Below are 11,182 nucleotides of genomic sequence, written 5' to 3'. Positions count from 1 at the left end.
TTATCTCCTTGATTTAAATAAGCGAATCCATATTCAGGGCTGGATGTTCTTTAGCATTCAGGAAAGCCATAATTTCTTCTTCGGTAGTACCGACGCTCTCGTCCGCAATACGGTCTAGGAGGTCAGGAATACCAATTTCTATCGCTCGCTTGTTAAACCTGTCGGCAATATCTTCTTTCAACGAACGAGGTATCCAGACCAGTCTTTTGATTCCACCTTCAGCGGATAAAAATTTTCGTTGGGTAATATTATACTTAGAGTGTCCTAAAAACCCCGGTGTTGTAACACCGCCACCGATAGTACCAGCCAGGGTGGTGAACTTCATCCCTGAAGGAGTCATGCCGGTATGTTCCCGGTTTACTGCCATGATGCCGTTGCAAAGCGGTAATACCGCTGAGATACATTCCATGCAGCCACATGCTGTCATCGGGTCTGATAAGATACTGTAGAGATTGTAATGGTCAATATGACCCCTGGAAGCTTTAAAGACATATTCATTAACACCCTGCCATTGGCCTAAGCGGCCGTCGATGGTTGCGCCCTTTGGTACCGGTTGATTAGGGCCGGTGGGATTTATTTCAAATGAAGCCTTGCAGTCCATCCAGTTGTATGAGCCGCATAGCCCAGTACGTTCCGGACTGATAATGCAAACATGGGATGGGGCAAATGACTGGCACAGCAGGCATGAATAAAAAGTATCTGTTGTTTCATCAGTCATACCTTCAATACGGGAATCCCTAGCGGCATAGATGACTTTTGACTGCTCAGAAATACTAATTACTTTAGCTTCTTCAGTGAATAGTGTAACCTGGAGTTTTTCAAATATCCGACCGAAATCCTGATGCAGCTTGGCGTGGATAAGTCTACCGATATGCTCCAGTCTGAAGCCTTTCGATACAGCGTCTTTACTGATACGAAGCCAGGCAATATCACGTTGGCCAATATGCATTACCCCCTGGGCATAGTTAACCAAATGGTGAATCTGTCGTTCCAGGATGGGTTCATAGTCTTCTTGCATTTGACGGCCGCTGACTTCAACTACGATTGCCAAAGGTAGCTTGCTACCAGGAGGTAATTCGTCAATATCAGGACCAACTACCATTATCTGTCCATCAGTTACTTCATTAGCTGATTTGGATGACACCAATTCCAACATAGGGGTACGACCGCCGCCGCATTCAAGGTATATATCTTCGCCACGAACCCTCTCCCCCTCAAATGCCGGACCATATCCTACTGGCACAGGGACTTCGGTTATGATGGTTTTAATACCCCGGACTTCAGTAGCTCTATTTACAATATTGTCATAGGGCACATTGCCGACAATTAATTCAACCGGCGGATCTCCAACAGCCAGTTCCGGTATTGGAGTATCGGCAATAATAGGAAAGCCGAAGTTCAATGCACCGGCTGCCAGGGCAAACAGCGTGTCGGTTACCTGGCCTAAAGGCATTACAAATGCCGGAATCCTGTCTTTGGCGTATGCAAAAAGCTCAGTGGAATTACCAGGGGAAATATTTCCAAATGATAGTGCTACTCGAACAGCAAAACCAATAGCGAAGATAGTTGATGAGGCATCAGGACCAAAGGGGACTAATCTGGTTGGCCAACCTAATTGGAATCCAGATAGTTGAATTTGTTCGCAGAAATGCTGACCATTTGACCCTGTACTCATAAAGACGTATAGGTTCCGTTTCTGTAATTCATCGGCAATTAGTTTAGCTGTCTCCTTATCAGGTGCTGAACCTAAAACGGCAGCAAAACCGGGGACACTGCCGTCAACAAATTCTACCCCTCGTTTTCGCAGTATGATGTCATCCGCTGCACCCAGCCAAAGATTCTCCGATGATGGATTTTCCCTGCCTGTATAAAAATCCGGATCTTCCAAGTAGCGGATGGCTTCAATTATCTCAGAAGCAAAAAGAGCGGCGATTCCAGCGTTAAAAACCGGAGCTAACGATTCTAAGGCCTGTTTATCTGTCATTTGAGGAGATAGAATTTCGGTACAACGCGTCAAAACCGATTTTATATCATCCAGCTTTTCAACCTTATGGCCCATGACACCATAGATTACTGGCAGATAGTAGGCGGTATCAGGAAAACCGACCGGTTCATTGCCGTTTCTTTTTTTTATGGCTTGCTGCCAGGCAGTATTGGCTTCCCCAACCAATTGATGGGCTCCCCTAATAGCGCCTTCTGCGATTACCCTAGACATTATCCAGTGTTCTCTCTTTCATGTTCATTTCGGCTGAATGGTCAAATAAGTTCTGAAATCAACTCCTTAACCATGGATATTGCTTCGGGATGACGCATGATAAGAATGTCAGCACCCGCCATCAGCAACAATGTGGAACTCATTGCTTCCAATGTGATACCTCGTTTCTCCGCATCCCCCATCGCTGGGTCATCAGCCTCCTCGATTTTGGCTTCCTTTGATTTCCATGTTTCGCGTGCAATGTTACAGATCAGAGGGAATTGCAACTTCTCATCCTGCTGGGTTAATGCCGCCATACGGATGCGTTCCATCACCGAGTAGGCGTATTCAATTCCGTAACCGATAGCGCTAACCGTTGGGTCCATTATTAAATCAGATTCCTTGACCCCTAGATTGGACATGAGTATGTTAAGTTGCTTGGCCAAATTGATATCTATTGGGCTGGAGGCTATAACTATATGGTTATAAGCCATGGCCATGGCGCTGATCTTTTTGTAATCTCCTTCTTCTACCGGTCCCAGCGCAAGCCGTTTATCCTGTACTGTCTCGGCTATTGCTCGTAATACTTCGGTATCTTTTTCATGATTGGCGGTTCCCCAAACGATTAGAGGTACATCTACAGCGCTGGTCAAGGCTTGTACAAGTTTGGCAACTTCCTCCGCACTTCTATTTGTTCCGTTCGGGTCAGTGCTTTGAAGCTGCAGACATATCATTTCAGCTCCGTATTGTTCAATACATTTTTTTGCCCAGGCAATGGGGTCGTTCAAAACATCCGTAAAAGGTGCCATTGCATCGCTTGGCCAATCTAACGGTGCTTCGTCATAGACTTCCATGGCAATGCGAGGCATATTCGGCATGCTGCCTTCAAATGTATAAAAAGGGTAGCTGTTTTGGCCGCCAACATCTACCGCCTTATCATTGTTGTTAAAACTGATGGTTCGTATAGAGCCATTATAGTTTATTTTAGGTATTTCAACGGTCATTTTACCTCCAGTTCCGTATCATTTATTAGGTGTGAAAATATCCCTGATAATCAATTCCGTGAGCAATCTTAGCCGCTTTTAACGTATTTTTCATAAGCATGACTATTGTCATAGGGCCTACTCCTCCAGGTACTGGAGTGATAGCACTGGCGATTTCTTTTACCTTATCAAAATCAACGTCACCGGACAAGATTCTTCGGCCTTCACTAGTCCGTCCAATTTCATTAGTACCAACATCAATAACTACAGCTCCCGGTTTAACCATATCAGCGGTGATGAATTTTGGTTTGCCGATAGCAGCGATAAGAATATCAGCCCGGAGGGTGTGGGAAGAAATATCTTTAGTAGCGCTATGACAGACAGTTACTGTGGCATTAGCATCGGGAGCCTTTTGCATCAGTATATTGGCTAAAGGCTTGCCGACTATATTAGAACGCCCGACAATAACTGTTTCGGTTCCTTCAATACTGATCCCTTCCTTAGATAAGAGAGTTTGTACGCCGTGCGGTGTACAGGGTAGAAAACAGGATTGCCCGATAACCATTCGGCCTACGTTGACCGGATGAAAGCCGTCGACGTCCTTTTCGGGAGAGATGGCCATGATGACCCTGTTTTCATCAATGTGACCGGGTAACGGGACCTGCACTAAGATCCCGTGAATACCAGGGTCTTTGTTTAAATCAGCAATCAAAGATAATAATTCTGTTTCCGATGTTGTATCTGGCAGCGGATAATTAGCGGACTTAATACCCAGGTTTTGACAGGTTTTAACTTTGGCTCCGACATAAGTTTGCGAAGCAGGGTCATTTCCAACAATAATGGTTGCCAGGCAGGGTACTAAACCTTGGTTGGTTTTTAACTCCAGTATCTCTTGATTTAACTCCGCACGGATTTGTCGGGCTATATCCGTACCACTGATAACCCTAGCCGCCATCTCTAACCTCACTTGTATGAAAACTTGATATTTTATCCATCATGCTGTCAACAGCCTGCACTGCTTTTGAATCGCCGGCCATATTCAATAAAGAACACTGTTTCCAATCGTATTCGACAACATATTTATCTTGGGGGATCAGGAAGTCCGGAGTCATATTAAGTTTAGTCATTTCAGCGCTGACCAGCGGATCCAAACTCTCCGGAGCTTCGTTTATTACAATCCATATTCGTTTAATATTCAGGTTCAACTCAGCTATCAGATGACGAATTGTATCCAGCGTCCGTATTCCTTTTATCGAATGATTGGAAGCTAATATAAGATGGTCAATTTTATCTGTCATACCACGGGAAAGATGTTCCAACCCTGCCTCGTTATCTAATACCAGATATTTGTAGTTCGGCATAAGCTTGCTGATAAAATTTTTCAGAACATTATTAGGGAAGCAGTAGCATCCGGCACCTTCTCCTCGTCCCATGGTAATAAGGTCAATACCGCGACTTTCAGCGATTGCTTCATTTAATTTCAAGTTGAGGAACGCTTCTTTTGATAAACCTGACGGAATTGTTATCTTGTTTCTATTGAATTCAGCGAGAATCGTACCGACTGTGATATTTTCGTTAATACCCAAACCAAACCCCAGGTTGGCTGCCGGGTCAGCGTCAACCGCAAGTACTGGTTCGCTTTGGTGATTCAGCAGGTAACGGATAATCAGGCTGGCGATGGTAGTTTTACCTGTCCCGCCCTTGCCGGCCATGGCTATTGATCTTGTCACGGCGAATCAGATGCCTTTCTCACAAAACTGGGGAAAAGATTTGTCTCAGTATGAGGTAAAAATAGAGCTGCCATATAATTATCCATAAATGATGTATTTTCGGAAAACTCCATATTAGTCAGCATGCGGGCTACTTTTATGCTTGCCTCTTCTAACTCGGTTGAGAAACTAATCAAACGGGCGCCAAGTAATGAACCATTGCCGACAAACAAAAACTTATTTCTATCTATATCCGGCAGAAGACCGATGGTTACCGCGTCTTCAATATCAATATGGCTGCCGAATGTCCCCGCTAAGATAACTTCATCAACCTGGTCAAAAGTCATATCTACACTCTGTATCAGTGTTTGATATCCGGCGTACATTGCTGCTTTGGCGCGTACCAAGTTATCCAGGTCAGCTTCAGTGATTATGATGTCTTGGCCTGTTTCAGTGTATTCCGCTCCAACAACTAGGAATTCCAACCCATTAACACCTTCGCGGATATATCTTGATTGGGAAGGCTGCAATCGTCCTTTTTGATCAATAATACCGGCGATTAGCAGACCGGCAGCCGCACTGATTATTCCCGCGCCGCATATGCCTTTGGGTTTGTTACCACCAATCGTAGTAAACCTCGGTTGCCCATTTGACGGTTCAATGCGGAGGGAATCAATGGCGCCACTGGTAGCCAACATGCCATTTGTTATTCCACCCCCTTCAAAAGCTGGGCCGGCGGAACATGATGCCCCTATCATCCATTCGGAATTACCCAGTACGATTTCACCGTTTGTTCCTATATCTATATATAACGCGGTTTGATTTTGCTGAAAAATACCGGTTCCGACAACACCGGCAACAATATCACCACCCAGATAACTGGCTACGGATGGAGCAATATTCACCGGTACATCAACTCCAACGGCCAAACCTATCTCTCCAGCCGATAGTGGGGGCAGTACTGATACGGCAGGAACATATGGATTCAGCCGCAAATACCTAGGTTCAATCCCCAGCAGAAGTTGAACCATGGTGGTATTAGCGGCAATAACTATCTGGCATAATTCTGTTTGGGCGATGCCGGCCTGTCTGACCATATTGGATATCATTTGATTGATGGTGGCCACTACCGCTTGATTCAGATTTGCCAACCCATTGGTTTTACCTGCGTATGAGATGCGGCTGATAATGTCATCGCCGTATTTTCTTTGACTATTATATTCGACCGCCTGAGCTAAAACCTGGCCTTCGTTTAAATTCAACAACTCTCCGCGTATACCGGTAGTGCCAATGTCGAAAACCAACCCGAAGCATTGTTTTCTGGTGTCACCGGGTTCTAAGTTGACCAGCCGGAGTCCTGTTGGTTCTTTTGAAAGGGTCAGAGTTGTCGACCATTTGCCCTCGCGTAAAATTGAAGGTAAATTTTTTAGGATATCCAGGCTGAATCGGATATTGGAAACCCCGTTTTTTTCAAGTGCTTGTTTCAGTCGGTTAAGATCACTGGAATTGTCAGCCAGTTGAGGCGGCGGTATTGTTAATAATTGCTTAAAGACAAGGGGGGCAAACCGCCAATTTTTAGCTGATTTGATCTCGGCATTAGTAATCAGTGATTGAAGGTGGCCATCAGTTACTGACATCAGCGAGGAAGGAGGAATGTTTACTACCAGGTCGGTTGAAAGTTGACACTGACAGGCCAACTTGAACCCACTTTCTCTTTGGTCGATGCTCAGTCGGTTAGTACCGATTTCCTCAACATCACCCTCTTCAATGATTACCTTACAGGTACCGCATACTCCATCACCACCGCATGAAGCGGTGATATTGATACCGGCAAGTCTGGCTGTTTCTAATAGATTAGCCCCTTTTTCAGCAGTTGTCTTTAAGTTTTTAGGTTTGAATAAAATCGTAACTCTATCAGTCATGATATGATTCTCTAGAACAAGCCTTTAATCTTACCAGTTTCAACATCTACATCTATTCTTCTGAAAGCAGGATCAGATGAAGTCCCAGGCATGAGTTTGATATCTCCGGCAACCGGAACTATGAAACCCGCGCCATCATATACAAGTATATCTTTAATCGGTAATACCCAACCCTCAGGCCTGCCTTTAAGTGAAGGGTCATGTGATAATGAAAGGTGGGTCTTAACCATGCAGGTGGCGTAACCGGCTTTAGTGTTATCTGCTTCAATCCTGTCTGCTTTACTTAGTGCTTCCGAGGTATAAGTCACACCTTCAGCACCATATACCTCATGGGCAATCTTGGAGATCCGGCTTTTTAATGGCAGGCTGTCTTCATAGAGAAGACTGAACCTGCTTTCTTCTTCACAGGCGTCAATTACAGCATCCGCCAATTCCAGTGCCCCATTACCTCCTTCTAACCAGTGACTGGAAACCGCAACACGGGCACCAGCGCTCTCTGCTGCTCTTTTGATCAACATAATTTCATCGTTAGAATCTGAACTAAAATAGTTGATGCAAACTACCGGATTCATACCGGCTTTCTTTACCGTTTCAATATGAGCGGTTAGGTTTGCTGTTCCCTTTTCGACCAATTCCGGATTCGGCTCGGTATATTCACTGTCCAGTGATTTGCCAGGTGTTACTTTGGGGCCGCCGCCATGCATCTTGAGGGCACGCACAGTGGCTACAATTACCGCACAATTCGGTTTCAATCCGCTGATACGGCTTTTGATATTCCAGAATTTCTCAAATCCGATATCAGCACCAAAACCGCTTTCTGTTACATGATAATCTGACATCTTTAGGCCGATCTGATCGGCAACGATGGATGATTGGCCAACTGCAATATTGGCAAAGGGACCGGCATGTACCAAAATCGGCTGCCCTTCAATGGTCTGAAGCAGGTTGGGATTTGAGGCTCTAACCAACCAGGCGGTCATGGCACCATCCACCTCAAGATCTTTGGTGGTTATAGGACTACCCTGGCGATCATAAGCAACTACTATTCGACTTACACGTTCGCGAAGATCTGCAAGGCTGGTAAATACGGCCATGATAGCCATGATTTCCGAGCTGACGGTGATGGCAAAGCCGCTACGCATCATATATCCGTCACTTTTTCCGCCAATACCGATGATGATATCTCTCAAGGATTGCGCACAAAAATCTATAACCCAGCGCATGCTGATGTTATGGGGGTCTATATTGAGACGTTTTAATTTTCGTTTTTCTAAAAACTCATCCGTGTTGATGGCTTCATGCTGCATACGAGCGGTCAGTGCTACCATTGCCAGATTATGCGCGTTGGTAATACTGTCAATATCACCTGTCAGTCCGAGGGAAAATGGCGCCAGTGGAACACATTGAGACAATCCACCTCCGGCTGCGCTACCTTTGATATTAAAAGTAGGTCCGCCTGATGGTTGGCGTATCGCCCCTGAAACGTTAACTCCACGCTTGGCTAAACCCTGTACCAACCCTATTGTGGTGGTGCTTTTCCCCTCGCCAAGTGGTGTTGGGGTGATGGCAGTGATGTCAATATATTTACCATTTGGCTTTCCCTTTAGCCGCCGGTTAATAGCCGCATAATCCAGTTTGCCCAGATAATGACCATATGGAATCAACTCATCATCAAGGATGCCCCAATCCCCAGCTAGCCGGCACACTCTCTTCATGGTTTTCTCGGCTTCTTCAGCTATTTGCCAGTCTTTGAAATGGTTGGGGTCCATTCTTACCAATTCGTATTCCTTTAAGTGGTTTTTTTGTAAGATTTGTTGGGAGTCAAGTATAGAGTGTAAACATAGATGTACGGACTCAGTATTTTAATTTTAAGATTAATTCAAGTATATTGAGTAATATAATCTTCGTCAACTGAAACTTTAGTTAAGATTTTTGATCAATAAATTTTTCTGATTACGGTATTCAATTTAATGGAAGAAAGGTGCGATTTCTGATAGAGTTGATAAAATGACTGTGATCTTGTCCATTCTTAATATGAGTGATTACATTGAATAAAAATCAAATAGCTAATAATATATCTGATTACTTAAACCCTTTGGTGATATCACTCATCCTGTTAGCGGCTGTTTCGATTAATACTACACCTAATGCTTTGGCGGCCTTAGGCTGGTTTACGTTAGTTGTTGCCCTAAATATTTTACCCGTTTTGCTTATAGCTATTTTAATGGTTCGTACAGGACGTATGGACACACTTTTTTCTAATCGACGTCATCAACGACATCGGATATACGTAATTGGAATATTTTTTACTGTTATCACTATGTTGTGTTTGAATTATTTTCAAGCTCCCACAGAAATATTGGCTTTATTGGTCTCCAGCTTGGTTACGGTAGTAACTTTTGCAGCCGTGAATCTATGGTGGAAAATAAGTGTGCACACCTCAACTGCTGCCGCAATGGTGGTTATTCTTCATATTATATACGGATGGTGGGCTGTACCTTCGTTACTCATTGTTCCAGCAATGGGATGGGCTAGGGTGCGTCTAGCACAGCATACTTTGGGGCAAGTCATCATCGGGGCTTTAGCTTCAGCAGGAATAGTAATTTTAGTTTTCACTCTTTACGGAGTACTTTAACGGATATTGGTGACTTAAACTAAAAACGATAATCAAGCCCTAAATAATAATGATATAAGGGTCAATCGTTATATTAGTCATTTTTTGGAACGTTTCATCAACCCTTTGGCAATGCCAAATATTAATGCCGCGCAGACAATAATGAAAATCGAAAAATAGATGATACTCAAAGTTTGATCAGACACGGCATTTACCCTCCCCGAAAGTGAATCACCAATAATTCACCAAGTATATCATTAAACATAGACAAATAGTAGTGGTCGTAAATAATTAGAAAATATGGATAAAGGAAATTTACGAAATAGCTGCAGGTATTAAAATGGCTCCCGAGGAAGGATTCGAACCTTCGACCAATCGGTTAACAGCCGACCGCTCTACCACTGAGCTACTCGGGAACGTATGTAATAAATAAAATTTATTTTTATGGCTGCCGAGCCAGGATTCGAACCTGGGCAAAAGGATTCAAAGTCCTTCGTGCTACCACTACACAACTCGGCAAAAAACTGGTAATGGCAGATGCTTGGTGCCGGAGGTCGGACTCGAACCGACACAGGAGTCGCCCCCTAGCAGTTTTTGAGACTGCCGCGTCTACCATTCCGCCACTCCGGCATATTTCAGCCGAACTATTTTAAAGAACAAACTGGTGCCGAGGCCCAGACTTGAACTGGGGACACGCGGATTTTCAGTCCGCTGCTCTACCGACTGAGCTACCTCGGCGCTACGACAACGCATGATATTGTAGCCGTTCCAAATATTTCGGTCAAGCTGTATGACATGATTCTGCCAACAGTGAATAGAAGTTAATCGGAACGAAGATCAATAAAATTAGGTTCAATGCCAGCTTCGCTTAGTGATTTGATTAAGTCAGGTAGTTCCTCAGTAACAACCACAACAATAATTTCGAGACCATATCGGAATGACTCAATTACTGTTTCAGTCACGGCATAGAAATATCTTGGTGTTATATTAATTTTCTGTAGTGATGCATAAGCCTCTATGCCTATAGCGGCTATATGTTTTTGCCCCCTGACCAATATGGCTAGACGTTCCAGGTCTGTTTTGCGCGACCCATCTTTGTTAATACCGTGTACAGCAGCGATAAAAACAGATCCTTGATTCAAAGGGACTATGCCGTGTATTCCGGTAATCCCTACGTCCTCACCGTTTGTAGCGGAGTTTACGGCAATTCCCTTAGCTCCAGCATCAATAATACTGTTGCCAGCTACCAAAATACCGTCCATCATTAAAAGGCCAACTTCTTGCCCTTCTTTGATATCATCTAATGAAATTGCTGCGTTAACAGATATATCAGTGACGGCTTTTTCCGCTAAATCAATATAAGTATTGAGGTCTCTGAGCTGTTTTAATATCCAGTTTACACCGTCGGAAGTCAAACGATAACGAGAACGACCTTCGGCATCTACTAGTTTTTCAGCAATAAGGTGTTTTAGATATTCAGAAACGGCTTGCGGGGTAATATCTAACTGGGTAGCTATTGTTTTTTGCTCAACTGCTGGTCCTTTGGAAGCAATTTCAACTAATATCTGAAATCTAGTAGCGGAATTTTTATTTTGTAATATATCAGACATGGTAGCCTTTCAAAATACAGGAGGGAGAAAGATGTAGGCCGTACAGGTCTCGAACCTGTGACACCCTGATTAAAAGTCAGGTGCTCTACCAACTGAGCTAACGGCCCATGCGCACTGATGAGTTTAACAAAATGAGCTTGTCTTCGCAAA

At 44.0% G+C, this 11,182-nt stretch carries 8 protein-coding genes and 5 tRNA genes; 1 reads left to right on the top strand and 12 read right to left on the bottom strand.

Annotated features, from left to right (window positions below):
* Positions 1–13: 13 nt before the first annotated feature.
* The 6 genes from acsB to ACZ48S_RS05240 are packed head-to-tail and all read right to left on the bottom strand — an operon-like array spanning position 14 to position 8,577.
* Positions 14–2,215 carry an acetyl-CoA decarbonylase/synthase complex subunit alpha/beta gene (acsB, locus tag ACZ48S_RS05265; RefSeq protein WP_464211580.1) on the bottom strand — a complete coding sequence of 734 codons (2,202 nt, stop codon included), beginning with the start codon at positions 2,213–2,215 and terminating at the stop codon, positions 14–16.
* A gap of 41 nt (positions 2,216–2,256) precedes the next feature.
* On the bottom strand, positions 2,257–3,198 hold the full coding sequence (locus ACZ48S_RS05260) for an acetyl-CoA decarbonylase/synthase complex subunit delta (protein WP_464211579.1): 942 nt from the start codon (positions 3,196–3,198) through the stop codon (positions 2,257–2,259).
* Positions 3,199–3,223: 25 nt separating this feature from the next.
* A complete protein-coding gene (locus ACZ48S_RS05255; RefSeq protein ID WP_464211578.1) occupies positions 3,224–4,132 on the bottom strand; it encodes a bifunctional 5,10-methylenetetrahydrofolate dehydrogenase/5,10-methenyltetrahydrofolate cyclohydrolase in 909 nt (302 codons plus the stop codon).
* Complete coding sequence (locus ACZ48S_RS05250) at positions 4,122–4,907, bottom strand: ATP-binding protein (RefSeq protein WP_464211577.1); 786 nt, start codon at positions 4,905–4,907, stop codon at positions 4,122–4,124. The genes ACZ48S_RS05255 and ACZ48S_RS05250 overlap by 11 nt, the downstream gene beginning before the upstream one ends.
* Positions 4,904–6,808 carry an ASKHA domain-containing protein gene (locus ACZ48S_RS05245; RefSeq protein ID WP_464211576.1) on the bottom strand — a complete coding sequence of 635 codons (1,905 nt, stop codon included), beginning with the start codon at positions 6,806–6,808 and terminating at the stop codon, positions 4,904–4,906. Before ACZ48S_RS05245 ends, ACZ48S_RS05250 begins: the two co-directional genes overlap by 4 nt.
* Positions 6,809–6,819: 11 nt before the next feature.
* Positions 6,820–8,577 (bottom strand): formate--tetrahydrofolate ligase, encoded by a 1,758-nt coding sequence (locus tag ACZ48S_RS05240; protein ID WP_464211575.1) that lies wholly within the window; start codon positions 8,575–8,577, stop codon positions 6,820–6,822.
* A gap of 278 nt (positions 8,578–8,855) precedes the next feature.
* Here ACZ48S_RS05240 and ACZ48S_RS05235 point away from each other — a divergent pair, with 278 nt between their 5' ends.
* Positions 8,856–9,443 (top strand): phosphatase PAP2 family protein, encoded by a 588-nt coding sequence (locus ACZ48S_RS05235; RefSeq protein ID WP_464211574.1) that lies wholly within the window; start codon positions 8,856–8,858, stop codon positions 9,441–9,443.
* 320 nt (positions 9,444–9,763) lie between these two features.
* Here ACZ48S_RS05235 and ACZ48S_RS05230 read toward each other — a convergent pair.
* The 6 genes from ACZ48S_RS05230 to ACZ48S_RS05205 all read right to left on the bottom strand — a co-directional run bounded on the left by ACZ48S_RS05230 (position 9,764) and on the right by ACZ48S_RS05205 (position 11,139).
* Positions 9,764–9,838, bottom strand: a tRNA-Asn gene (locus tag ACZ48S_RS05230).
* Positions 9,839–9,867: 29 nt separating this feature from the next.
* Positions 9,868–9,941 (bottom strand) — tRNA-Gln (locus ACZ48S_RS05225).
* A 23-nt stretch (positions 9,942–9,964) separates the two neighbouring features.
* Positions 9,965–10,052, bottom strand: a tRNA-Leu gene (locus tag ACZ48S_RS05220).
* A 32-nt stretch (positions 10,053–10,084) separates the two neighbouring features.
* A tRNA-Phe gene (locus ACZ48S_RS05215) sits at positions 10,085–10,160 on the bottom strand.
* A gap of 83 nt (positions 10,161–10,243) precedes the next feature.
* Complete coding sequence (locus tag ACZ48S_RS05210) at positions 10,244–11,032, bottom strand: DUF7839 domain-containing protein (RefSeq protein ID WP_464211573.1); 789 nt, start codon at positions 11,030–11,032, stop codon at positions 10,244–10,246.
* Between the two features lie 34 nt (positions 11,033–11,066).
* Positions 11,067–11,139: transfer RNA gene (locus tag ACZ48S_RS05205), tRNA-Lys, on the bottom strand.
* Between the last annotated feature and the right edge of the window lie 43 nt (positions 11,140–11,182).

This window comes from Dehalogenimonas sp. NIT-SK1 (assembly GCF_055384165.1).
The sequence above is the reverse complement of the archived record's forward strand: the minus strand, read 5'-3'. Positions and strand labels throughout refer to the sequence as shown.

Bases quoted from the DNA above. Each gene is read 5' to 3' on its own strand.
- acsB (WP_464211580.1), bottom strand. From the start codon at position 2,215: ATGTCTAGGGTAATCGCAGAAGGCGCTATTAGGGGAGCCCATCAATTG.
- ACZ48S_RS05260 (WP_464211579.1), bottom strand. From the start codon at position 3,198: ATGACCGTTGAAATACCTAAAATAAACTATAATGGCTCTATACGAACC.
- ACZ48S_RS05255 (WP_464211578.1), bottom strand. From the start codon at position 4,132: ATGGCGGCTAGGGTTATCAGTGGTACGGATATAGCCCGACAAATCCGT.
- ACZ48S_RS05245 (WP_464211576.1), bottom strand. From the start codon at position 6,808: ATGACTGATAGAGTTACGATTTTATTCAAACCTAAAAACTTAAAGACA.
- ACZ48S_RS05240 (WP_464211575.1), bottom strand. From the start codon at position 8,577: ATGGACCCCAACCATTTCAAAGACTGGCAAATAGCTGAAGAAGCCGAG.
- ACZ48S_RS05210 (WP_464211573.1), bottom strand. From the start codon at position 11,032: ATGTCTGATATATTACAAAATAAAAATTCCGCTACTAGATTTCAGATA.